We start from the raw sequence: 24,539 nt of genomic DNA on the forward strand, positions 1-24,539 counted from the left end.
GAACGGCTCAGCCCGCCAGCAACGCCTGCGCCACGGTCAGGCCGGTGACCAGATGGGTCACATAGCCGCCGCGGATCGCGGCGCGCGTCGCCTCCAGCTTGTCAAGGCCGGGGGTGACCAATATCCCCATCTCCAGCCCCACCAGCCGATCCAGCGTGATGCCGATCATCCGCGCATCCAGCGGCCCCGACACTGGCCGCCCCTCGGCGTCGATAAAGCGCCCGCACAGCACCCCCACCGCGCCGCGCGCCACATGCCAGGCCAGATCCTCGGGCGAGGCCAGACCGCTTGACACAATATGGCTGTCAGCGGCGCAGGTGCCGACCGAGAACAGCACCTTGTTGACCCCCTGCAACTGGTCAAGCTGCGCCTTCAGGATCGGCTCGGCGCGCAATTCGGCCGCCAGATCGGCCCGGCTGATCACCGCGGGCGCGTGCAGGTTCAGGCAACGCGCCTGCAACCGCTGCGCCAGCCGGGTCGAACAGGCCTCGGCGGTGAAACCGTAGGGCGTGGCCATCGAGCCGACCAGTTGCAGCACCGTCATCGCCTCGATCCGGTGCGGCTCCACCGCCTCGACCAGATCGTGAACGGTGCGGCCCCAGGCCACCCCCAGCCGATCTCCGGGCGCCAGCAGATCAGGCAGCCATTCCGCCGCCCCGCGCACCACGCGGGCAAAGGCCGCTTCGGCATCGGCGCCCTCATCAGGCACCACATAGGCCGCGCGCAGCCCGAAGCGGGCGCACAGATCGACCGCCAGCCGATGCGTGGTAAAGGCGGGCGCGGCCAGCGTGATGCGGATCAGCCCGGTCTCGCGCGCCTCTTGCAGATAGTTGACCACCGTAGCGCGCGAAATCGCCAGCCGGCTGGCGATGTCTTGCTGGTTCAGACCCTCGTGGTAATACATCCACGCCACCTCGATCACGACATTCTCGCCGCTGATCTGCCCCATGGAGCGCCGTTTCGTCGTTGCCATGCCGCCCCCGATCGCGCCGGAAAACCTTTGCCAGCAAATGTTGACTTTTGTTGAAAATCATCCAAAGGTCAATCGCTTCCCGCTTGACCCCGGCCGCCGTCGCGGCACCCTGACCCGGCCTGAAACCCGGCCCCAGATCGAAGGACAGACAGATGATCCCGAACCGTTGGCACGACAGCGACGCCGATGCGATGCAAGCGGCCGCCGGACAAGACCCGACCGCGCGCGAACTGGCATTGCGCGTCTATACGTCGCGTCTGATCGGGCAAGACCCCGATCTGGTGATGCACGGGGGCGGCAACACCTCGGTCAAGCTGACCGCGCACGATGTCTATGGCGACGCGGTCGAGGTGATCCACATCAAGGGCTCGGGCTGGGATCTGGAGGTGATCGAGGCGGCGGGGCTTCCGGCGGTGCGGCTGGCGCCGCTGATGCGGCTGCGCGATCTGCCCGGCCTGTCGGACGAGGCGATGGTCAATGTCCAGCGCGCCAACCTGATGGACAGCGCCGCCCCCAACCCCTCGGTCGAGACGCTGCTGCACGCCTGGCTGCCGCACAAATATGTCGATCACACCCATGCCACCGCCTTCCTGACGCTGGCCAACCTGCCCGAGGTCGCCGCCGCCTGCCGCGAAATCTTTGGCGACCGGCTGACTCTGGTGCCTTATATCATGCCGGGCTTTGCCTTGGCCAAGGCCGCCGCCGCCGCCTTCGAGGCCAACCCCGAGGCCGAGGGGCTGCTGCTGGTCAACCATGGTCATTTCGCCTGGGGGCCGACGGCCAAGGCATCCTATGACCGGCTGCTGGCCCATACCAACGAGGTCGAAGACTGGCTGGCGCAGCGCCGTCCGGCGCGGCTGGTGCCCGCCGCGGCGCTGCCCGCCGACCGGCTGGCGCAGGCGCTGCCCGCGCTGCGCGGCGCGCTGGCCTCGGTGCTGCCCGAGACGGCAAACCTGCCGGTGCTGGACCTGCGCGGTGATGCGGCGGCGCGGGCCTTTCTCGCGCGGCCAGACCTGGCCGAACTGGCCCAACGGGGCGTGGCCACACCAGACCATGTGATCCGCACCAAGGGCCACCCGCTGGTGCTGGGGGCCGCGACGCTGGCCGCGGGCCCCGAGGCGATCCGCGCCGAGGTGGCGGGCTTTGCCACCCGCTACCGCGCCTATTTCGACCGGCAAGCGCCGCGCTTTGGCGACGCCAAGACGATGCTGGCGCCGATGCCGGGGCTGGTGTGGATGGCGGGCGCCGGGATCGTGGGCGTGGGCGCCACCGCCGCCGCCGCCCGGATCGCCGCCGACATCGGTGAACAGACCGCCCGCGTCATGGCCGATGGCGAGGCCTGCGGCGGGTTCCACCCGATCCCCGAGACGGATCTGTTCGACATGGAATACTGGTCGCTGGAACAGGCCAAGCTGGGCAAGGGCAAGGCGCCGCGCTTTCAGGGGCAGGTGGTGCTGGTCACCGGCGGCGCGGGCGCCATCGGGCTGGCCACCGCGCGCGCCTTTGCCGCCGAGGGCGCCAGCCTGTTTCTGGTTGACCGCGAAGAAGCGGCGCTGGCCACGGCGCTGGCCGCGCTGGGGCGCGACCACGGCGGCATCGCCTACGACATCACCGCGGCGGGTGCGGCAGCCGCGGCGGTTGCGGCCTGTGTGCGCCGATTTGGCGGGCTGGATATTGTCGTGTCGAACGCGGGCGCGGCCTTTACCGGCGAGATTGCCACGCTGGACGATGCCGTGCTGCGCCACAGCTTCGAGCTGAACTTCTTTGCCCATCAGGCCTTTGCGCAGGCCGCCGTGGCGGTGTTCCGCGCCCAGACCGCGGCGCGCGGGACGCGGGGCGCGGCTGACACGGGGCAAATTCTGATCAATGTCTCGAAACAGGCGGTGAACCCCGGCAAGGGCTTTGGCGCCTATGGCCTGCCCAAGGCTGCCAGCTTTTTCCTGCTGCGCCAACTGGCGCTGGAACTGGGGCGCGAGGGCATCCGCGTGAACGGCATCAACGCCGACCGCATTCGCTCGGGGCTGCTGACCGATGCGATGATCGCGGAGCGTGCAGCGGCGCGGGGGCTGGATCAAGCCAGCTATCTGGGCGGCAACCTGCTGGGCCGCGAGGTCGAGGCGCGCCATGTCGCCGACGCCTTCGTGATGCTGGCCGGGGCGGGCCGCACCACCGCCCATGTGATGACGGTGGACGGCGGCAATATCGAGGCGGCGCTGCGTTGACCGGCGGGGCGCGCGTGCCGCGCCCCTGGTTGACCTTGCTCCCTCGGGCTGTAGTCTGCGCGCCATGACCTTTGCATCCCGCCTGACCCGCTGCCCGATTGCCTTTGACCCCGACCGCGCCGAAGACATGGCGGCGCGGTTTGCCGGTCTGGCCCCCGAATTGCGCGCGCTGCTGACCGGCACCGCCGGGTGCAGCCCCTATCTGGCCGGGCTGATGATGCGCGAGGCCGACTGGATCGCGCCGGTGCTGGCGGGCACGCCCGAGGCCGGGCTGGAGGCGGCACTGGCCGGGCTGGACGCGCTGGCCCCCGATGCGCTGGGCGCCGGGCTGCGGCAGGCCAAGCGGCGGGTGGCGCTGTTGGCGGGGCTGGCCGATCTGGGCGGCGTCTGGCCGCTGGAGGCCGTCACCGGCGCGCTGACCCGGCTGGCCGATACCGCGGTGCATCTGGCGATGCAAAGCCTTGTGGCCGAGGAAATCCGCCGCGGCAAACTGCCCGGCGCGCGCCCCGAAGATGCGGCAACAGCGGGCGGCATGGTGGCGCTTGCAATGGGCAAGATGGGCGCCGGCGAGTTGAATTATTCTTCCGACATCGACCTGATCTGCCTGTTCGATGAAACCCTTTACGACCCCGACGACCAGATGGAGGCGCGCGCCGCCTTCATCCGCGTGGCGCGCAAGATGACCGCGCTTTTGTCGGACATGACCGCCGAGGGCTATGTCTTCCGCACCGATCTGCGGCTGCGGCCCGATGCCAGCGTGACGCCTGTCTGCATCTCGATGGCCGCAGCCGAAACCTATTACGAGGCCGAGGGCCGCACCTGGGAACGCGCGGCCTATATCAAGGCCCGCCCCTGCGGCGGCGACATCGCGGCGGGCTGGCGATTTCTGAAAACGCTCACCCCGTTTGTCTGGCGCAAGCATCTGGATTTTGCCGCGATCCAGGATGCCCACGACATGCGACTGCGCATCCGCGACCACAAGGGGCTGCACGGGCCGATCACCCTGCCCGGACACAACATGAAGCTGGGCCAAGGCGGTATCCGCGAAATCGAATTCTTCACCCAGACCCGGCAGTTGATCGCGGGCGGGCGCGACCACGATCTGCGCGACCGCACCACGGTGGGCGGGCTGGCCGCACTGGCCGCCAAGGGCTGGGTGCCGCCCGATGTCGCCGCTGAACTGACCGCAGCCTACCGCGCCCACCGCGAGGTGGAACACCGCGTGCAGATGGTAAATGACGCGCAAACCCACCTGCTGCCCCCGACGCACGCCGGGCTGGACCGGATCGCCCGGATGATGGGCGCGCCCGACACCCACCTTTGGGAGGCCGCGTTGCTGGAACGGCTCGAACGGGTCGAAACCCTGACGGGCGGCTTTTTCGCGCCCACCGAAGGCGGCGCGATCCCGCCGCTGTCAGACAGCGCGCAGGCCACAGTCGATGGCTGGCGCGGCTATCCCGCGCTGCGGTCGGCCCGCGCGCAGGGCATCTTTCGCCGGGTCGAACCCGAAATCCTGCGCCGCCTGACCCGCGCCGCCGCCCCCGAAGAGGCGCTGCACCAGTTCGATGGCTTTCTGGCCCGGCTGCCCGCCGGGGTGCAGCTTTTTTCGCTGTTCGAGGCCAATCCGCAGCTTATCGACCTGATTGTTGACATCTGCACAACGGCGCCTGGTCTTGCCGCCTATCTTTCGCGCAATGCCGGGGTTCTGGATGCGGTGCTGGCGGGCGAGTTTTTCGCTCCCTGGCCCGGTGCGCCCGCGCTGACCGAACATCTGGGCCGCGCGATCGACCCGGTGCAGGATTACGAGGAAAAACTGGTCACGGCGCGGCGATGGCTGAAGGAATGGCACTTTCGCGTGGGCGTGCATCACCTGCGCGGCCTGGTCGATGCGGCCGAAGCGGCACGGCAATATGCCGATCTGGCCGGCGCAACGGTCGCCGCGCTCTGGCCCGAGGTGCAGGCCGAGTTCGGGCGCAAGCATGGCCCCTGCCCCGGTCGTGGCGCGGTGGTGCTGGGGATGGGCAGTCTGGGGGCCGAACGGCTGAACGCGGCCTCGGACCTTGATCTGATCGTGATCTATGACCCGGCGGGGATCGAGTGCTCAGACGGGCCGCGCCCGCTGGCCACCCGCGCCTATTACGCGCGGCTGACGCAGGCGCTGGTCACGGCGCTGTCGGCGCCGATGCCCGAGGGGCGGCTTTACGAGGTGGACATGCGGCTGCGTCCCTCAGGGCGGCAGGGTCCGGTCGCCACCTCGCTGCGGGCGTTTCATGCCTATCAGATGGACGAGGCCTGGACCTGGGAACATCTGGCGCTGACGCGGGCGCGGGTGATCGCCGGGGCGCATGATCTGGCCGCCGAGGTCGAGACGGCACGGCTGGCGGTGCTGGCGGCCAAGGGCGGCGACGCGCGGGTGATGCCCGATCTGGCCGAAATGCGCGCCCGCATCTTTGCCGCCAAGGCGACCGATGGCCCGTGGGAGGCGAAAATCGGGCCGGGCCGGTTGCAGGACATCGAACTGCTGGCGCAAAGTTTTGCACTGCGCGCGGGCGACCCGGCGCGCCGGGTCGAGGCGCAGTTGCGGCTGGGGCAGCGCAAGGGCCTTGTGACCAAGGCCGAAGAGGCCACGCTGGCCTCGGCCTACCGGCTGCTGTGGCGGTTGCAGGCCGGTGCGCGGCTGCTGACCGACAAACCGCTGGATATGGAAACGGTGGGCGAGGGCGCGCGGGCCTTTCTGCTGCGCGAGGCGGGCGAGCCGGACCTGCCCGCGCTGGCCGCACGACTGGCCGCAACCGTCACCGCCGTGCAGGCGATCGTGGAACGCGCGCTGGCCCCCGGCGCCGAGGTTGAGGCACAGTGACATGGCGAGGACAATCATGGACATGACCAAGGCCGACCCGAAAGGCCTGATCCGCGAAAGCTATCGCATCGAGGGCATCGGCACGCCAGAATGTCGCTCGATCTTTCTGGATTGGGCACTCAGCCTCGCGCCCGGCACCGACCCGGCCGAAGCGATGCGCGCGGCGCTGGCGCACTATGGCGCAGACACCCCCGACCATCCGATGAGCCGGGTTCTGACCGAGGGGCTGACCCGCCCCCCCGCCACCCCCGCCCGCCGCGCGGCGCGGTTCGAGGGTTAGCGCCCCAACGCCGCCGCCGCCCGCGCCAGCGCGGTGATCGCGGCCCAGTCGCCCGCGGCCACCAGCGCCTCGGGCGCAAGCCAGCTACCGCCGACGCACAGCACATTGGCCAGCGCCAGATAGCCCGGCGCATTGGTCAGGCTGACGCCGCCGGTGGGGCAGAAACGCACCTGCGGCAGCGGCCCGCCCAGCGCGCGCAGCGCGCCCGCGCCGCCAGCCACCTCGGCGGGAAAGAATTTCTGCACCCGGTAGCCGCGTTCCAGCAGCGCCATCACCTCGGTTGCGGTGGCGGCGCCGGGCAGGATTGGCAGGCCCACATCCTCGCAGGCCGCCAGCAGCGCGGGCGTGGCCCCCGGCGACACACCAAACCGCGCCCCGGCAGCCTTGGCAGCGCGCACATCGGCGGGCGTCAGCAGCGTGCCCGCCCCCACCACGCCGCCCGGCACATCGGCCATCGCGCGGATCGCGTCAAGCGCCGCGGGCGTGCGCAGCGTCACCTCCAGCGCGGGCAGACCGCCCGCCACCAGCGCCTGCGCAAGGGGCGCGGCCCGGGCTGCATTCTGGACCACCAGCACCGGCACCACCGGGGCCAGACGGCAGATCGCCTCGGTCTGGTCGCTTTGCTGGCTGGGGGTCATGACACATCACCTTTCTGGGAGGAGCGGAGGGTTCAGATTTCCTCGACCATGGCCACACCGCGCAGCGCGCGCAAAGCGCCCTTGACCTGCGGGTTGACCGGAAATTCGCGCCCCGCAACTATTTCATATTCGGCGCCCCGGTCGCGGTCGATGACGCAAAAGGTGATCGGCCCGCGCGAGCGGACGCGGGCTTCTTCGGCCAGACGGGCCAGCAGGCTGGCCACCGCGCCCACCGCCTCGGGCGTGTCCACATGCACCCTCAACCCGGCCCCGCCCGCGTCGGCCGCCACCGCGTCGATCGGCGTCACGCCGCGCGCCAGCAGCTTCAGCGTCTCGCCCTCCAGCGTCGCCTCCACCGTCAGCACCACCGCCGCACCCGGCTCCAGATGGTCGCGCGCGGCCTCCAGCGTGTCGGAGAACACCGTCACCTCATAAAGCCCGGTCGGGTCCGACAGGCCGACAAAGGCGAACCGGTTGCCCTTGGCGGATTTCTTTTCCTTCTTGTTGGCCACGTTGCCCGCGATTTTCGCCACCAGCGGGCCGTTTTCGGCGGCCGCGGTGATTTCGGCCAGCGTCATCACCTTTTTGCGCCGCAGCGCGGGCATGTAGTCATCCAGCGGATGCCCCGACAGATAAAAACCCACCGCCTGATGCTCTTCGGCCAGACGTTCGGCGGGCAGCCAGTCATCGACATCGGCGAGCCGCGGCGGCGGCAGATCGTCGCCCGCCTCGCCAAACAGCGACACCTGCGACGACCCCTTGGCCTCGGCCACCGCCGCCGACCATGCCGCCAGCACATCAAGACTGTCGAACACCCGGCGCCGGTTCGGATCAAGCTGATCAAAGGCTCCGGCGCGGGCCAGCATCTCCAGCGGGCGCTTGCCGATCCGCTTCAGGTCGCAGCGGCGGGCGAAATCATAGAGATCGGCAAAGGGCGTATCTCCCCGCGCCTCGACGATCAGCCGCATCGCCTCGACGCCCACGTTTTTCAGCGCCCCCAGCGCATAGACCACGCAGCCCTTGGCCACGGTAAAGGTGGCAAGGCTGCGGTTGACACAGGGCGGGATCGTCTCGATCTCCAGCCGGTCCACCTCGCGCTTGTAGACGGCCAGCTTGTCGGTCAGGTGGATATCGCAATTCATGACGCCCGCCATGAATTCCACCGGGTGATTGGCCTTCAGCCAGGCGGTCTGATAGCTGACCACGGCATAGGCCGCCGCGTGCGATTTGTTAAAACCGTAGTTGGCGAATTTCTCCAGCAGGTCAAAGACTTCTCCTGCCTTCTTCGCGTCAACCCCATGCGTGGCCTTGGCGCCCTCGATGAACTTTGGGCGTTCCTTCGCCATTTCCTCGGCAATCTTCTTGCCCATCGCGCGGCGCAGCAGGTCGGCGCCGCCCAGACTGTAGCCCGCCATCACCTGAGCAATCTGCATCACCTGTTCCTGATAGACGATGATGCCCTGCGTTTCCGCCAGGATGTGGTCGATGGTGGGGTGGATCGATTCAATCCCGCGCAGGCCGTTCTTGACCTCGCAATAGACCGGAATGTTCTCCATCGGGCCGGGCCGATAAAGCGCCACCAGCGCCACGATATCTTCGATGCAGGTGGGCTTCATGCGCCGCAGCGCATCCATCATGCCGGTGCTTTCCACCTGAAACACCGCCACCGTGCGGGCATGGGCGTAAAGATCATACGTCTTGGCGTCATCCAGCGGGATCGCCGAGATATCGACCACCACCCCGCGCAATGCCAGCAGGTCGATGGCGTTCTGAATGACAGTCAGCGTCTTCAGACCCAGAAAGTCGAACTTCACCAGCCCCGCCGCCTCGACCCACTTCATGTTGAACTGGGTCGCGGGCATGTCGGACCGCGGGTCTTGATACAGCGGCACCAGCGCGTCCAGCGGGCGATCGCCGATCACCACGCCCGCGGCATGGGTCGAGGCGTTGCGCAGCAACCCCTCGATCTGGCGGGCATAGGTCAGCAGGCGGTCCACCACCTCCTCGGCGCGCGCGGCCTCGCGCAGGCGCGGCTCGTCGGCCAGCGCCTTTTCGATGGAAACGGGCTTGACCCCCTCCAACGGAATCATCTTCGACAGCCGGTCCACCTGCCCATAAGGCATTTGCAGCACCCGCCCCACGTCGCGCACCGCGGCCTTTGACAGCAGAGCGCCAAAGGTGATGATCTGGCCCACCTTCTCGCGCCCGTATTTCTGCTGGACGTAGTGAATGACCTCTTCGCGCCGGTCCATGCAGAAGTCGATGTCAAAGTCGGGCATCGACACCCGTTCCGGGTTCAAAAACCGCTCGAACAGCAGGCTGTAGCGCAACGGGTCAAGGTCGGTGATCGTCAGCGCATAGGCCACCAGACTGCCCGCCCCCGAGCCGCGCCCCGGCCCCACCGGAATGCCGTGATCCTTGGCCCATTTGATGAAATCGGCCACGATGAGGAAATAGCCGGGAAAGCCCATCTGCTCGATGATGCCCAGCTCGAACGCCAGCCGCTTTTCATAGTCTTCGACCGGCGCGGCATGGGGGATCACCGCCAGCCGGGCCGCCAGCCCCGCCGAGGCCTGACGGCGCAACTCTTCGACCTCGTCATCCGCAAAGCGCGGCAGGATCGGCTTACGCTTGTGCGCCGCGAAGGCGCAGCGCCGCGCGATTTCGACGGTGTTTTCCAGTGCCTCGGGCAGATCGGCAAACAGCGCCGCCATCTCGGCCTCGGTCTTGAAATAGTGCTGCGGCGTCAGCCTGCGGCGCGGTTCTTGCTGATCGACATATGTTCCTTCGGCGATACAGATCAGCGCGTCATGGGCCTCATACATGCCGGGGGCGGGAAAATAGACATCGTTGGTGGCCACCAGCGGCAAGCCCATGTCATAGGCCATCTCGACAAAGCCGCGCTCGGTCGCGCGTTCGGCCGGCGTGCACTGCCCGCCCTCGCCGGGGTGGCGCTGCACCTCGACATAAAGCCGGTTCGGATAGATCGCCGCCAGCCGCTCCAGCAGCGCCCGCGCCCTGGCGGCCTGCCCGGCCTGCAACAGCCGCCCCACCGGCCCATCGGCCCCGCCACTCAGGCAGATCAGCCCGGCGGAATGGGCGGCGAGTTCGTCGATCGTCACCTGAACCAGCTCGCCCGCCTTGTCGAGATAGAGGCAGGAATTCAGCTTCATCAGGTTCATGTAACCGGCTTCGTCCTGCGCCAGCAGAACGACCGGCGCGGGCATCCGCACCTTTTCGCCCGGCGGGGCCGGATCGAAGGCGACCGAGACCTGACAGCCCACGATCGGCTGCACCCCCGCCCCCTGCGCCAGCACCGAAAATTCCAGCGCGGCGAACATGGCATTGGTGTCGGTCACCGCCACGGCGGGCATGGCGTGCTTGTCGCACAGCTTGATCAACTGCTTGACCGGCACCGCCCCTTCCAGAAGCGAGTATTCGGTGTGCACACGCAGGTGGATGAATCGCGGATCGGCCATGCCGCGACCCTAGGCGCGCCGAAAGCGCTTGCCAAGCGCCAGCGGGGCCGGTTTCCTGACCCAACGGCCCCGCCCTACGCCGCATCGGGCGGACCGGCCGGCCACCGGAACCGCGGCGGAAGACCCGATGGACATCACGTTTCTTCTGAACGGAGAAACCCGGCACCTGACCGACGCAGACCCGACCGCAAGCCTGCTGGACTGGCTGCGCGACAGCGCCGGGCTGCGCGGCACCAAGGAAGGCTGCAACGAAGGCGACTGCGGCGCCTGCACGGTGCTGCTGACCGATGCGGCGGGGGCGCGGGCCGTCAATGCCTGCCTGCTGATGCTGGGCCAGATCGACGGCTGCGCGCTGCGCACGGTCGAGGGGCTGGCCGCCCCCGATGGCAGCCTGCACCCGGTCCAGCAGGCGCTGATCGACCATCACGGGTCGCAATGCGGGTTTTGCACGCCCGGCATCGCCGTGTCGCTGGCGGCGGCGCATCTGACCGGGTGCCGCGACCACGACGACATCCTTGCGGGCAACCTGTGCCGCTGCACCGGCTACGCCCCGATCATTCGTGCGGCCAAGGCGGCGCAGGCCGCCCCGGTGCCCGCCCATCTTCTGACCGAAACGGCCCGCGACCTGGGCAAACCATCCTCGGGGGGCCGGGGGCAGACGGCCCCCGGCACCGCCTTTGCCGCGTGGCCCGATAGCGCGGATGCGCTGGCCGCAGCCTTCCTTGCCCGCCCTGACGCGACCCTGATCGCAGGGGCCACCGACGTGGCGCTGTGGCAGACCAAGGCGCTGCGCGATCTGGGCGATGTGATCTTTCTGAACGGCTGCAAGGACATGCAATCCATATCGCAAGCTGCGGGAGAGTTGCGCATCGGCGCGGGCGTGACCATGTCCGCGCTGCGCCGGGCGCTGGAAAACCACCACCCCGCCTTCGCTGCCCTGCTGCGCCGGTTTGCCTCGGAACAGGTGCGCAATGCGGCGACGATCGGGGGCAATATCGCCAACGGCTCGCCCATCGCCGATACACCGCCGGTGCTGATCGCGCTGGGCGCCCGGCTGACCCTGCGCCGGGGGACCGCGCGGCGCGACATCGCGTTGCAGGATTTCTACCTCGGCTACCGCCAGCAAGACCGCGCGCCGGGCGAGTTTATCGAAGCGATCACGACTCCCGCCAGTGCGCCCGGCCTGCGGGTCTGGAAGCTGTCAAAGCGCTTTGATCAGGATATCTCGGCAGTCTGCGGGGCCTTCAACCTGACCTGCGATGCGGGCGTGATCACCGCCGCCCGCGTGGCCTTTGGCGGCATGGCCGCCACCCCCAAACGCGCCACCGCGTTTGAGGCCGCGCTGATCGGGCAGGCATTCACCGAAGCCACGTTCCAGGTCGCGATCCCGGCATTGGCCGATGACTTCCAACCCATTTCCGACATGCGCGCCTCGGCCGATTACCGGCTGCGCGCGGCGCAAGGCATGGCCCTGCGCTACCTGCACGAGGCCCAGGGCCTGCCGGTTTCGGTGCTGGAGGTGGCGCCATGAGCATCCGCGAACCGCACCCGCACGACTCGGCCCGCCTGCATGTCACCGGCGCCGCGCGCTATACCGACGACATCCCCACGCCCGCAGGCACGCTGCATCTGGCCTTTGGCCTGTCGCCCGTGGCGCATGGGCGGATCGAGGCGCTGGATCTGTCGGCGGTGCGGGCGGTGCCGGGCGTGGTGGCGGTGCTGACCGCAGCCGACCTGCCCCATGGCAATGATGTGTCACCCTCGGTGCATGACGAACCGCTGCTGGCCCAGGGCCATGTGCATTACGCGGGCCAGCCGGTGTTTCTGGTCGTGGCCCGCAGCCACATCGCCGCACGCAAGGCGGCGCGCCGCGCGCAGATCGACATCACCCCCCTGCCCGCGATCCTGACGCTGGATCAGGCGCTGGCGGCAGGGGCCTGGTTCGAGGGGGGCCCGGTGATCTGGGCGCGCGGCGATGCGGCAGCCGCCATCGCGGCCGCCCCGCGCGTGGTCGAAGGCCGGATCGAGATTGGCGGGCAGGAGCATTTCTATCTGGAGGGTCAGGTGGCCCTTGCCCTGCCCGAGGATGAGGGGATCACCGTTCACGCCTCGACCCAGCACCCCAGCGAGGTGCAGCACAAGCTGGCCGAGGCGCTGGGCCTGCCGCTGCATTCCGTGCGCGTCGAGGTGCGGCGCATGGGCGGGGCCTTTGGCGGCAAGGAAAGCCAGGGCAACGCGCCCGCCGTGGCCGCAGCCATCGCCGCGCGCGCGACGGGGCGGCCCTGCAAGATGCGCTACGACCGCGACGACGACATGATCATCACCGGCAAGCGGCACGATTTCCGCATCGACTACCGCGCCGGGGTAGATGAGGCGGGGCGGATTCTGGGGCTGGAGTTTCGGCATCTCGTCCGCTGCGGCTGGGCGCAGGATCTGAGCGCGGCCATTGCCGACCGGGCCATGCTGCACGCCGACAACGCCTATTTCATTCCGGCGATGCGGATCGAAAGCCACCGGCTGCGCAGCAACACCCAAAGCGCCACTGCCTTTCGCGGCTTTGGCGGGCCGCAGGGCATGCTGGGGGTCGAGCGGGTGATGGACCATATCGCGCATGATCTGGGGATCGAGCCTGTGACGCTACGGCGCGCCAATTTCTACGCCGCGCCGGTGGCGACTGGGGAAGCCTCCGGCGGGGATATTTCGGCCAAGATGAATGCGCCGCAGGAAACCCATTATGGGCAGAAGGTGGACGATTTCATTTTGCCCGAGATGGTGGCCGAATTGACAAAATCGGCCGCTTATGAGGCCCGCAGAGCGGAAATTGAGGCATGGAACAGCCGCAATCCGATCCTCAAACGCGGGATTGCGCTGTCGCCAGTGAAATTCGGCATCGCGTTTACGCTGACTCATCTGAATCAGGCGGGCGCGCTGGTGCATGTCTATACCGATGGCTCGATCCGGCTGAACCATGGCGGCACCGAGATGGGACAGGGGTTGCAGCGCAAGGTGGCGCAGATCGCGGCAGCGGCCTTTGGGGTGGGGCTGGACGCCGTGCAGGTCAGCGCGACCGATACCGCCAAGGTGCCCAATACCTCGGCCACCGCGGCCTCGTCGGGGACGGATCTGAACGGGGCGGCGGTACAGGCGGCCTGCGCCACGATCCGGGGCCGGATCGCCGCCCATCTGGCCGCGCACCATGGCTGCGCCCCCGCAGAGGTGCATTTTGCGGGCGGGCGGGTCTTTGCCGGCGATGCCGAGATGAGCTTTGCCGAGGCGGTGCAGGCGGCCTACATGGCCCGGGTCAGCCTGTCGGCCACCGGGTTTTACGCCACGCCCAAGATCACCTGGGACAGGACCGCGGGGCGGGGGCGGCCATTTTTCTATTATGCCTATGGCGCGGCGATCACCGAGGTGGTGATCGATACGCTGACCGGGGAAAACCGCATCCTGCGCGCCGACATCGTGCATGATGCGGGCGCGAGCCTGAACCCGGCGCTCGACATCGGCCAGATCGAGGGTGGCTATGTGCAGGGGGCCGGGTGGCTGACCACCGAGGAACTTGTGTGGGACGATCAGGGGCGGCTGCTGACCCACGCGCCCTCGACCTACAAGATACCTGCCTGTTCCGACCGTCCGCGCGTGTTCAACGTGGCGCTGTGGGGGGCCGAGGCCCGCGAGGAGACGATCCACCGGTCGAAGGCGGTGGGCGAACCGCCCCTCATGCTGGGGATTTCGGCGCATCTGGCGCTGTCGGCGGCCTGCGCGGCCTGTGGGCCGCACTGGCCCGACCTGCGCGCCCCGGCCACGCCCGAGGCCGTTCTGGCTGCCGTTCACCGTGCGAGGGGGGCATGAGCCTGTGCCGGGAAATGCTGGTCCGGGCGGCGCGGCGGGGGCCGTTTGTGCGAGTGGTGATCGTCGATGTTAAGGGATCGTCGCCACGCGAGCCGGGGGCGGCGATGCTGGTCTGGCCCGAGGCAACCGAGGGCACGATCGGCGGCGGCGCGCTGGAATGGGCGGCGGTGCAGCGCGCCCGCGCCCTGCCCCCTGGCGCGCGGACGGTGGAGCGGTTTTCGCTGGGCCCCGGCCTTGGCCAATGCTGCGCGGGCCGGGTGACGCTGGTCTTCGAGGCGATGGAGGTAACTTGCCTTGCCGCCATCGTGGGCCCGGTTCATGCCCGCCCGATCACCGCCGCGCCGGGGCCGATGCCGGGGGCCGTGGCGCGGGCTGCGGGCGGGGCATTGCCCCGGCTGGTGGCGGGCTGGCTGATCGAGGCCGTCGATCCGGCGCGCGCGCCGGTCTGGGTCTGGGGGGCGGGGCATGTGGGGCGGGCGGTGGTGTCGGTTCTGGCGCCGCTGCCGGACTTTGCGGTGACCTGGGCCGACATCGGCGCCGACCGCTTTCCCGACCCGGTGCCGGCAGGCGTTGCGGTTATCGCGGCCCCTGATCTGGCGGCGGCCAGCGCGCATGCCCCGTGCGCCGCACATCATCTGATCATGACCTACTCCCACGCGCTGGATCTGGACCTGTGCCACCGGCTTTTGTGCCGGGGATTCGCCTCGCTCGGCCTGATCGGGTCTGACCAGAAACGCGCGCGCTTTGCCACGCGGTTGCGCGACCTGGGCCACAAAAGCGCACAAATTCAGCGCATTGACTGCCCTGTGGGCGACCCGACGCTTGGGAAACATCCGCAAGCCATTGCCGTGGGCGTGGTGGCCGGGCTACTGAGGCAGGCAGGGGCACCGCCTGCTGCGCGACCGGCCCGCCAGAGTGCAGAGGACAGCGCCCGATGACGGCAACCGACAAGCTTCTGATCGTGGAGGGGCTGAGCAAGGCCTATCCGGGCGTCAAGGCAAATGACGCCGTGTCGTTCAGCGTGGCGCCGGGCGAGGTACATGCGCTGCTGGGCGAAAACGGCGCGGGCAAATCGACACTGGTCAAGATGATCTATGGCCTTGTCGCCCCTGATCAAGGCCGCATGGTTCTTGCCGGGGCGCCCTATGCGCCCGCAGACCCGCATGCCGCGCGGATGGCGGGCGTGGCGATGGTGTTTCAGCATTTCTCGTTGTTCGAGGCGCTGAACGTGGCCGAAAACGTGGCTTTGGGCATGGAAAACCCACCGCCGATGCGCCAGCTTGCGGCGCGCATCCGGCAGGTGTCGCAGACCTATGGCCTGCCGCTTGACCCGGCGCGAATCGTGGGCGACCTGTCGGCGGGCGAACGGCAACGGGTCGAGATCATCCGCTGCCTGCTGCAAGAACCCCGGCTGTTGATCATGGACGAACCCACCAGCGTGCTGACCCCGCAGGAGGTGGAGATCCTGTTCGGCACCCTGCGCAAGCTGTCGGCCGAGGGAACGGCGATCCTTTATATCTCGCACAAGCTGGAGGAAATCCGCAGCCTGTGCGACCAGGCGACGATCTTGCGCGGGGGGCGGGTGGTGGCAACCTGCGTGCCCGCCGAACGCACGGCGCGCGAACTGGCCGAAATGATGGTGGGCGCGGAACTGAAGCTGACCGACCGCGCCGGGCGGCAGGCGGGCGCGGTGGTGCTGCGTGTGACCGGGCTGAGCCTGCCGCCCGCCACCCCCTTCGGGCCATCGCTGAAGGAGGTGACTTTTGATCTGCGGGCCGGCGAGGTGCTGGGCATCGGCGGGGTTGCGGGCAACGGCCAAGAGGAATTGCTGGCCGCGCTGTCGGGCGAACGCCCCGGTCGACCGGGCACCGTGCTGCTGGAGGGGGCCGATATCGCGGCCCTTGGGCCAAATGCGCGGCGCGCGCGGGGTTTGTTGGCCGCCCCCGAGGAACGCCTGGGTCATGCCGCCGCCCCCGACATGAGCCTGACCGAAAACGCCATTCTGACAGGAACCGTGCGCAAGCCGCTGACCCGAAAAGGCTTTCTTGATATGGGCGCGGCGCGGGCCTTTGCGCGCGAGGTGATTTCAGCGTTTGACGTGCGCACACCGGGGCCAGAGGTCGCGGCGCGCGCATTGTCGGGCGGCAACCTGCAGAAATTCGTGATCGGGCGCGAGGTGTTGCAGTCGCCCCGCGTTCTGGTGGTGAATCAGCCCACTTGGGGCGTGGATGCCGCGGCCTCTGCCGCGATCCGGCAGGCGCTGCTGGATCTGGCCGCGCAAGGCGCTGCGGTGATTGTCATATCACAGGATCTGGACGAGTTGATGGAGATCGCCGACCGCTTCGCCGCGCTGAACGAGGGCCGCCTCTCGGCCCCGCGGCCCACCGCGGCGCTGACGCTGGAGGAAGTGGGCCTGATGCTGGGCGGCGCGCATGGGATGAAGCCGGTGGAGGGCATGGCATGATCCGGCTGGAACGGCGAGCGGTGCCCTCAAGGCTGTGGACGGTGGCCACCCCGGTGGCGGCGGTTCTGGCCACGATGGTGGCGGGCGGCATTCTGTTTGCGGCCCTTGGCAAGAACCCGGCCGAGGCAATCCGCATGATTTTCTGGGATCCGCTGTTCGGGCCGAATGCCAGCTATTTCCGCGGTCAGCTGCTGGTCAAGGCGGGGCCGCTGATCCTGATCGCCGCGGGGTTGGCGGTGGGGTTTCGCGCAGGTGTCTGGAACATCGGGGCGGAAGGCCAGTATATCATGGGAGCGATCGCGGGGGCCGGCGTGGCGCTGGCGGCTTACCCTGCCGAAAGTCCGATGATCTTTCCGGCGATGGTGCTGGCGGGTGCCTTGGGGGGCTGGGCCTGGGCCATGATCCCGGCGGTGCTGAAGGCGCGGTTCGGCACGTCGGAAATTCTGGTGTCGCTGATGATGGTCTATGTGGCGCAGAACCTGCTGGCCTATATGGCCTTTGGCCCGATGAAGAACCCGCAGGGCTTTGGCTTTCCCGGCTCGCGCAACCTGCAACAATATCCCTCGGCGCATAACCCCGAACTGATCGCGGGCACCGGGATGCACTGGGGCGTGGTCGCGGCCTTTGTGGCGGTGATCGGCACCTATGTGCTGATGCATCGCCATATCGCGGGGTTCCGCATTCGCGTGGCGGGCGATGCGCCCAAGGCCGCGCGGTTTGCGGGCGTGGTGCCGGGGCGGCTGATCGCCTTTTGTCTGGGCCTTTCGGGCGCGCTGGCGGGGTTGGCGGGGCTGTTCGAGGTTGCAGGCCCCTCGGGGCAGATCACCGACAGCTTCAATGCGGGCTATGGCTTCACCGCGATCATCGTGGCGTTTCTGGGCCGGTTGCACCCGGTGGGCATATTGCTGGCGGGGCTGCTGATGGCGCTGACCTATATCGGCGGCGACCTGGCGCAACTGATGCTGCGGCTTCCGGCTGCGGCGATTCAGGCGTTTCAGGGGATGTTGCTGTTTTTCCTGCTGGGGTTCGACCTGCTGACCAACTTTCGCATCCGTCTGGGGAGGGCGCGCGCATGATGATTGCGGGCATCGACATCGCGCAACTGGTGGCCATGCTGATGGTCGCCTCGACCCCGATCCTGCTGGCGGCCACGGGCGAGTTGGTGGCCGAAAAGGCGGGCGTACTGAATCTGGGCGTCGAGGGAATGATGATCATGGGCGCGATCGGCGGCTTTGCCGGGGCGGTGGTCACCGGCAGCCCGGCGCTGGGCTTTGCCGCGGGCGCCATGGCGGGCGCGGGAATGGCGCTGCTGTTTGCCTTTCTGACACAGGTTCTGCTGTCCAATCAGGTGGCGACGGGGCTGGCGCTGACGCTGTTCGGCCTTGGGCTGTCGGCGCTGCTGGGGCAAAGCTATCAGGGCATAAAACCCCCCGCGACCGAAAAGCTGACCTTCGGCCCGCTCACCGATCTGCCGGTGCTGGGGCCGGTGCTGTTCAACCATGACTGGGTGGTCTACCTGTCGCTTGCGCTGGTGGCGGGGGTGGGGCTATTCCTGTCGCGCAGCCGCGCCGGGCTGATCCTGCGCGCGGTCGGCGAAAGCCACGACGCCGCCCATGCGCTTGGCTATCCGGTGGTGGCGGTGCGCGTTGCGGCGCTGGCCTTTGGCGGGGCGCTGGCAGGGCTGGGGGGGGCCTACCTCAGCCTTGTGCGGGTGCCGCAATGGGCCGAAGGCATGACGGCGGGCGCGGGCTGGATCGCGCTGGCAATCGTGGTTTTCGCAAGCTGGAAACCGGGGCGGGTGCTGATCGGTGCCTATCTTTTTGGCGGCGTCACGGTGTTGCAACTGCGGTTGCAGGCGGCGGGCTTTGCGATCCCGGTGCAACTCTTGTCGATGGCGCCTTATCTGATAACCATTGCGGTGCTGGTCATCATCTCGGCCCGTCACCGGCGCGGGGCGCAAGTGGCGCCCGCATCGCTGGGCCGGGTCTTTCACGCCTCGCGCTGAGGCAGCCGCCAATGGGCCCACGTGGCCCACAACCAAAACGGGGAGCCCCCATGAAACGCAGAAGCTTTCTGACATCAACCACGCTCGCCGCGGCCGCTCTTGGCCTCGGCCTGCCCGCGATGGCGCAAGAGCCGCTGAAAGTCGGCTTCATCTATGTCGGCCCGGTGGGCGATATGGGATGGTCCTATCAGCACGATCAGGGCCGCAAGGCGATCGAGGAAGCCTATGGTGACAAGGTCGTCACCTCGTATGTCGAGTCGGTTCCCGAAGGCCCCGATGCCGAGCGCGTGCTGACCCAGATGGCGCTGGAAGGCAACAAGCTGATCTTTGCCACCTCGTTCGGCTTCATGGATTCGGTGATGAATGTCGCCGCCAAATTCCCCGATGTGAAATTCGAACATGCCACCGGCTACAAGCGCGCCGACAACGTCGCCACCTATGACGCACGCTTTTACGAAGGCCGCGCCGTGCAGGGCACGATTGCGGGCCGCATGACCAAATCGAACAAGATCGGCTATATCGGCTCGTTCCCGATCCCCGAAGTGGTGCAGGGCATCAACTCGGCCTTCATCCACGCCCGCAAGGTCAACCCCGCAGTCGAGATGAAGGTGGTTTGGGCCTATACTTGGTTCGACCCCGCGAAAGAGGCTGACGCCGCCGCCGCCCTGATCGCCGAAGGCGTGGACGTGGTGCTGCAACACACCGATTCGACCGCGCCGCAGGCCAAGGCGAAGGAAGCCGGCATCTACAGCTTTGGTCAGGCCTCTGACATGGAAGCCTTTGCCCCCGCGCCGCGGATTTCCTCGATCATCGACAACTGGGCGCCCTATTATGTGGAACGCGTGGGCCTGATGCTTGACGGCAAGTGGGCCTCCAGCGCGACCTGGGGCGGCATCGGCGCGGGCGAGGTGCAGATCGGCGAAATCAGCGAGGCGGTGCCCGCCGAGGTCAAGGCCGAGGCCGAGGCGCTGCGCGATGCGATCGCCAAGGGCGACTATCACCCCTTCACCGGCCCGCTGAACAAGCAGGACGGATCGGTCTGGCTGGCCGAGGGCGAGGTGGCCGATGATGCAACCCTGTCGGGGCTGAATTTCTACGTCGAAGGCATCACCGCCGAACTGCCGAAATAAGCTGCCCCTCGCGGCAGAACCGTGGCCGGGCGGCAACGCCCGGCCTTTCGTCTTGAGCACAGGAGCCACGGATGCCCTCGTCTTCACCATCTGCAGGTTTCCGGTCTGGGCTGACAGCATCGCTGCCGATCACGCTGGGCTATCTGCCGATCGCCTTTTCGTTTGGCGTGGCGGCGACACGGGCCGGGCTGGGCGCTGCCGAAGCGGTGTTTTTGTCGCTGGTGATGTATGCGGGCGCCTCGCAGTTTCTGGCGCTGGCGCTGATCGGCACGGGCGCACCGCTGGCGGTGTCGGCGGTTACGCTGATTGCCATGAACCTACGTCATGTGCTTTACGGCCCCGCACTGTTGAAACAGGCCGGGGCCGATGCGCGCAAGAAACATGCCTGGGCCTGGGCCTTTGGGCTGACCGACGAGGTGTTCGGCACCACCCTTGGCGTGCTGGCGCGCGGCCAGCACCGGTTTTCCGAACGCTTCATGTTCGGCATCGGCCTTGGCGCCTATGCGTCCTGGGTGATGGGCACCGCGCTGGGCGCCTTTGCCGGAGGGGGCGCGCTGGAGGGCTTTCCAACCCTTGATGCCGCGCTGGGCTTCATGCTTCCGGCGTTGTTTCTGGCGCTGCTGCTGTCGGTGCTGCGCCGCGCCCAACTGCCGCTGATCGCGGTGGCCATTGGCACGACGGCGCTGGTATCGTGGCTCGTCTCGCCGGTTGCGGGGATTTTCTCGGGCATGGTTGCGGGGGCCGCCATCGGCATGATCCGCGCGCCCCGCGCAACGAAAGGCAACACTGCATGAGCGTCGATGTCATCCAGCTTGGGCTGATCGTTGGCGCCTTCACCTGGGCCTTCCGCTTTGCTCCGACCCGGCTTGATCTGGCGAACGACAGGCCCGAAGGTCTGTTTGACCGCTTTCTGTCGGCCACCGGCCCGGCCGCTATCGCCACTCTGTTCACGGCCTCGGTGCTGCCGATGCTGAAGCCGGGTCTTGGCGATCAAGCCCCCCTGGCAATGGGCATGTTGGCGGTAATTGGTGCCCACTTTTGGTTCAGGTCAACGGCCATCGCCACGCTCTCGGGGGCGGCGGCCTATGGGATGACCATCTTCGTTCTGGGCTGATACGGCGGCCACCCTGCGCCGGGCCAAAGGCCGCGATCAGGTGCCGATGACCCGCATCGCCTCAGCCGAACGCGGTCAGAAAGCGCTGAGCCGCGCCCCTCGCGGGGCTGCGGGAGGCCGCGCAGTGTTGTCAGCGCAGAACGGGCGGGCGGTCGGGGTCCATGCCGGGGCCTTTGGGGGCCTCGGCTTCCTCAGCGGTCTCGGCCGGAACCAGCACGACACGCCAGCCGATTTCGACCAGCGTGGGGCGCGCCGGGTCATCGGCGGGCAAGAACACCACGGCGATTTCCTCGCCCTCCAGTCCGGCAAATGCCAGCGCCTCGGACACCGCCTTGGCCAGCGCAGGCTCGGCCTCGGGGCCAGCCGCGTCAGGCAGGGTTTCAAACGCCAGAATATGACCCTGCCGCCCATCTTCCCAGCCGACACCGGCCAGAAACGCCTCGGGCACCACAGCACCGAAGGGCGCCAGCTTGGCCGCCAGTCGGTCAAGCACCGCCTCCGACAGGTTCGGGGCCAGGAAATAGTCGGGCCAGCCCTCATCGGCCTCGGGGGCGGCCTCGGCCAGCATTCCGGCCAGCCAGTCCACCGCCTCGGGCGGCATCAGAATCGCGCTTTCGGCCACGCCAAGGTTGATCCCCAGCCCGATCCCCTGCCCCGCCAACTGGCCCACGATCACCCGCCCCGGCAGCGCGGCATAGGGCGCCTCCTTGCCGGTAAAGGCGGTAAGGCGTTCTTCCAGATCGAAAGCCATCAAAAACTGGCCTTCTTCGGTCTCGATCAGAGCCGGGGCAAGGCTTTGGTCATCCGTTTCTTCGGCCAGCAGCAAGAACAGCTCGGAATCGGCCAGGCATTCATAAAGCGCAAGCCGCGCGGCATCATCTTCGGGGGCGTCCTGAGTGGCCTTGTGGGCAAGGTCGAACGGGGTGACGGTGGTCATGGCGAGGCTCCGGCAGGGTCAATCTGGGTCGGGCCCAACATGACGCGCGGCACGACCAAGCGAAAGGCAAAAAGCGACGCGCGCAGCGGGCGGTGGCGATTTCGTCGCCCGCCGGGCCGAACCGCCGACAACCGCGGCGCCATCGTGCCCGCCCCGCCCCACACCCGACCGGTTACGACCCAGACGTTTCCGGGGCGGAAACAAACAGCCTAAAATTACAGGTATCCCCACAGGCGGGCGACATGATATTGCCCGATTGTGACCGTAGTCACAGGTCAACCCCAGCCCCGCCGCGGCGGGTGTCGCCCCGGCACGCGCAGGTCATCGCAAGGCGCCCATGCTTGAATTCCGCAATGTCAGCAAATCGTTCTGGACCGGCTCGCAGCGCAAGGTGATCCTTGATCGTGCCTCGTTCCGGATCGAACCGGGGCGCTCGCTGGGCATCCTTGCGCCCAACGGCACCGGCAAGACCACCGTGATCAACATGATGGCCGGGCTGGAAAAACCCGACGAGGGCGAGATTTACAAAAACTGCCGCGTGTCGTTTCCGCTGGGCTTCATGGGCGGCGTGGTGTCGCGCCACAGCGGCAACGAAAACGCCCGCTTCATCGCCCGCCTTTACGGCCTTGACCCTGATTACGTCGAGGCGTTCTGCCGCTGGCTCACCGATCTGGGCGAATATTTCGACCAGCCGGTGGGCACCTACAGCGCCGGTATGCGCGGGCGGCTGTCGCTGGCGCTGCTGCTGGCGCTGGAATTCGACATCTACCTGATCGACGAGGGGATGCCCGGCACGACGGATGTGGAATTCAACCGCAAGGCAGGCAATATTCTGCGCGAGCGGCTGCGCGACGCCACCGTGGTCGTGGTATCGCATCAGGCCAGCACGCTGGAAAAGTTCTGCCGTCAGGCGGCGGTGCTGCGCGACGGGCACCTGTATATGTTCGACACTCTGGAAGAGGCGAAACAGCTTTATGACTACCGGACCCAAGGCTAAACGGTTTCGCATCCGCCCCGAGGCCAAGCCCGGCACGACACCCGCCGAGGCGGCGCCCGAGGTTTCGCCCTTCGAGCCGGTCGAAGACGGCTTTGGTGGCGCCCCCTTCCCCACCGCCGCGGCCGCAGACACCGACGCGCCCACCACGCCCGGCCCCAACAGCGCCGAGGAAATCGCCGCGATCCGCGCCGAAGGGCTGAGCGGGCGGCAATTGCGCACCGCCCGGCGCGTGGCCCAAAAACACGGGATCGAGGCCTCGTCCGATTTCGAGGCGGTGCGGCTGTTGCGCCGTCGCGGCATCGACCCGTTTCAACCGACCGGGGCGCTGGCCGCGCTGGTGGGGGCCGAGGTCGGGGACCGGGTGCAACTGCCGCAGCCGCTGCCCTCGGGCCAGACCTTGCCCGCCACCGCCGACCTCAACCCCGAAGATCGCCGTGCCCGCGAGATCATCGCGATGCAACGCGACATCGCGCAGCGCCGCCGCCAGCGGCTGGCGCTGCTGGTTGCGCGGCTGGCGGTCTTTGTGCTGCTGCCCACGCTTATTGCGGGCTGGTATTATTTCCGGACTGCAACGCCGCTTTACGCGACCAACACCGAATTTGTCATCCAGAAGGCCGAGCAACAGGGCGGCGGGCTGGGCGGGCTGTTTGCGGGCATCCAGCTTGGCTCCAGCCAGGATTCGGTGACGGTGCAAAGCTATCTGCAATCACGCGAGGCGCTTTTGCGGCTGGATCAGGATCTGGCCTACAAACAACACTTCGCGCAAGACCACATCGACCCGCTGCGGCGCCTCGACCCTGACGCCAGCAATGAAAAGGCCTACAAACTCTACCGCAAAAACGTCAAGATCGGCTATGATCCGACCGAAGGCGTGGTGCGGATGGAGGTGATCGCCGCCGATCCGCAGATGTCTGTCGCCTTCTCCAAAGCCCTGATCGGCTATGCCGAGGAACAGGTGGACCATCTGACCCAGCGCCTGCGCGAAGACCAGATGGAGGGCGCGCGCCAAAGCTATGCCGAGGCCGAGGCCAAGGTGCTGGAGGCCCAGCAAAAGGTGCTGGCGTTGCAGGAACAGATGGGCATCCTCGACCCGGCCTCGGAATCGGGGCTGGTGATGCAGCAGGTCAGCGCCTTTGAAACGCAGATGCAGCAAAAACGGCTGGAATTGCAGCAACTGCTGGATAACCCCAGCCCCAACAAGGCCCGCGTCGATGGCGTGCGCGGCGATATCGCCCGGCTTGAATCGCTGATCGCGGGGCTGCGCGCCACACTGACGCAAAGCACCGGCGGCGCCTCGTCGCTGGCCTCGGTCACCGGCCAGTTGCGCATTGCCGAGGCCGATCTGCAAACCCGCCAGCTGATGCTGAGCCAGGCTGCACAGCAGTTGGAAACCGCCCGGATCGAGGCCAACAAGCAGGTGCGCTATCTGTCGATGGGCGTGCGCCCCGTGGCCCCCGACGAGCCGACCTATCCGCGCGCCTTTGAAAACACCGTCTTGGCCTTCCTGATCTTTTCCGGCATCTACCTGATGCTGTCCCTGACCGCCGCGATCCTGCGCGAACAGGTCTCGGCCTGACACCGGAGGTGC

The 24,539-nt window shown here is 67.9% G+C and carries 18 protein-coding genes; 14 read left to right on the forward strand and 4 right to left on the reverse strand.

Annotation, left to right across the window (positions count from 1 at the left end):
• Positions 1–7: 7 nt before the first annotated feature.
• On the reverse strand, positions 8–973 hold the full coding sequence (locus C5F46_RS08570; RefSeq protein WP_107324946.1) for a sugar-binding transcriptional regulator: 966 nt from the start codon (positions 971–973) through the stop codon (positions 8–10).
• Between the two features lie 152 nt (positions 974–1,125).
• Here C5F46_RS08570 and C5F46_RS08575 point away from each other — a divergent pair, with 152 nt between their 5' ends.
• From C5F46_RS08575 to C5F46_RS08585, 3 genes are all read left to right on the forward strand, one after another.
• Positions 1,126–3,195 (forward strand): bifunctional aldolase/short-chain dehydrogenase, encoded by a 2,070-nt coding sequence (locus tag C5F46_RS08575; protein ID WP_107324947.1) that lies wholly within the window; start codon positions 1,126–1,128, stop codon positions 3,193–3,195.
• A 64-nt stretch (positions 3,196–3,259) separates the two neighbouring features.
• A complete protein-coding gene (locus C5F46_RS08580; protein WP_107324948.1) occupies positions 3,260–6,055 on the forward strand; it encodes a [protein-PII] uridylyltransferase family protein in 2,796 nt (931 codons plus the stop codon).
• A 16-nt stretch (positions 6,056–6,071) separates the two neighbouring features.
• The gene (locus C5F46_RS08585; RefSeq protein ID WP_107324949.1) at positions 6,072–6,335 is read left to right on the forward strand and encodes a hypothetical protein; all 264 of its coding nucleotides are present in this window, start codon (positions 6,072–6,074) and stop codon (positions 6,333–6,335) included.
• On the opposite strand, the gene eda is transcribed toward C5F46_RS08585, so the two are convergent.
• A complete protein-coding gene (eda, locus tag C5F46_RS08590) occupies positions 6,332–6,973 on the reverse strand; it encodes a bifunctional 4-hydroxy-2-oxoglutarate aldolase/2-dehydro-3-deoxy-phosphogluconate aldolase (protein WP_107324950.1) in 642 nt (213 codons plus the stop codon). The genes C5F46_RS08585 and eda overlap by 4 nt on opposite strands.
• A 32-nt stretch (positions 6,974–7,005) precedes the next feature.
• Positions 7,006–10,452 carry a DNA polymerase III subunit alpha gene (dnaE, locus tag C5F46_RS08595; protein WP_107324951.1) on the reverse strand — a complete coding sequence of 1,149 codons (3,447 nt, stop codon included), beginning with the start codon at positions 10,450–10,452 and terminating at the stop codon, positions 7,006–7,008.
• Between the two features lie 127 nt (positions 10,453–10,579).
• On the opposite strand from dnaE, the gene xdhA reads away from it, so the two are divergent.
• From xdhA to C5F46_RS08640, 9 genes are all read left to right on the forward strand, one after another.
• Positions 10,580–11,983, forward strand: coding sequence for a xanthine dehydrogenase small subunit (gene xdhA / locus C5F46_RS08600; RefSeq protein WP_107324985.1), 1,404 nt, complete (start codon positions 10,580–10,582; stop codon positions 11,981–11,983).
• Positions 11,980–14,304 (forward strand): xanthine dehydrogenase molybdopterin binding subunit, encoded by a 2,325-nt coding sequence (gene xdhB, locus C5F46_RS08605; RefSeq protein ID WP_107324952.1) that lies wholly within the window; start codon positions 11,980–11,982, stop codon positions 14,302–14,304. Before xdhA ends, xdhB begins: the two co-directional genes overlap by 4 nt.
• A complete protein-coding gene (xdhC, locus tag C5F46_RS08610) occupies positions 14,301–15,242 on the forward strand; it encodes a xanthine dehydrogenase accessory protein XdhC (protein ID WP_107324953.1) in 942 nt (313 codons plus the stop codon). Before xdhB ends, xdhC begins: the two co-directional genes overlap by 4 nt.
• On the forward strand, positions 15,239–16,768 hold the full coding sequence (locus C5F46_RS08615) for an ABC transporter ATP-binding protein (protein ID WP_107324954.1): 1,530 nt from the start codon (positions 15,239–15,241) through the stop codon (positions 16,766–16,768). Before xdhC ends, C5F46_RS08615 begins: the two co-directional genes overlap by 4 nt.
• Entirely contained in the window at positions 16,765–17,844 is a 1,080-nt protein-coding gene (locus C5F46_RS08620; protein WP_107324955.1) for an ABC transporter permease, read from the forward strand. The genes C5F46_RS08615 and C5F46_RS08620 overlap by 4 nt, the downstream gene beginning before the upstream one ends.
• Positions 17,844–18,773: an ABC transporter permease gene (locus C5F46_RS08625; RefSeq protein ID WP_407947333.1), complete on the forward strand. Its 930-nt coding sequence runs from the start codon at positions 17,844–17,846 to the stop codon at positions 18,771–18,773. The genes C5F46_RS08620 and C5F46_RS08625 overlap by 1 nt, the downstream gene beginning before the upstream one ends.
• A gap of 50 nt (positions 18,774–18,823) precedes the next feature.
• The gene (locus C5F46_RS08630) at positions 18,824–19,903 is read left to right on the forward strand and encodes a BMP family ABC transporter substrate-binding protein (protein WP_107324957.1); all 1,080 of its coding nucleotides are present in this window, start codon (positions 18,824–18,826) and stop codon (positions 19,901–19,903) included.
• Between the two features lie 71 nt (positions 19,904–19,974).
• Entirely contained in the window at positions 19,975–20,697 is a 723-nt protein-coding gene (locus tag C5F46_RS08635; RefSeq protein WP_107324958.1) for an AzlC family ABC transporter permease, read from the forward strand.
• Complete coding sequence (locus C5F46_RS08640; RefSeq protein ID WP_107324959.1) at positions 20,694–21,017, forward strand: AzlD domain-containing protein; 324 nt, start codon at positions 20,694–20,696, stop codon at positions 21,015–21,017. Before C5F46_RS08635 ends, C5F46_RS08640 begins: the two co-directional genes overlap by 4 nt.
• 130 nt (positions 21,018–21,147) lie before the next feature.
• Here C5F46_RS08640 and C5F46_RS08645 read toward each other — a convergent pair whose 3' ends face one another.
• Positions 21,148–21,954 (reverse strand): SseB family protein, encoded by an 807-nt coding sequence (locus C5F46_RS08645; protein ID WP_107324960.1) that lies wholly within the window; start codon positions 21,952–21,954, stop codon positions 21,148–21,150.
• A 337-nt stretch (positions 21,955–22,291) separates the two neighbouring features.
• Between C5F46_RS08645 and C5F46_RS08650 the strand changes: the two genes are divergently transcribed.
• Together C5F46_RS08650 and C5F46_RS08655 are read left to right on the forward strand one after the other, a co-directional pair.
• Positions 22,292–22,951 carry an ABC transporter ATP-binding protein gene (locus C5F46_RS08650; RefSeq protein WP_107324961.1) on the forward strand — a complete coding sequence of 220 codons (660 nt, stop codon included), beginning with the start codon at positions 22,292–22,294 and terminating at the stop codon, positions 22,949–22,951.
• The gene (locus tag C5F46_RS08655) at positions 22,929–24,527 is read left to right on the forward strand and encodes a capsule biosynthesis protein (protein WP_107324962.1); all 1,599 of its coding nucleotides are present in this window, start codon (positions 22,929–22,931) and stop codon (positions 24,525–24,527) included. Before C5F46_RS08650 ends, C5F46_RS08655 begins: the two co-directional genes overlap by 23 nt.
• The last annotated feature ends 12 nt before the right edge of the window (positions 24,528–24,539 follow it).

Source organism: Phaeovulum veldkampii DSM 11550 (assembly GCF_003034995.1).
Taxonomy (GTDB): Bacteria; Pseudomonadota; Alphaproteobacteria; order Rhodobacterales; family Rhodobacteraceae; genus Phaeovulum; species Phaeovulum veldkampii.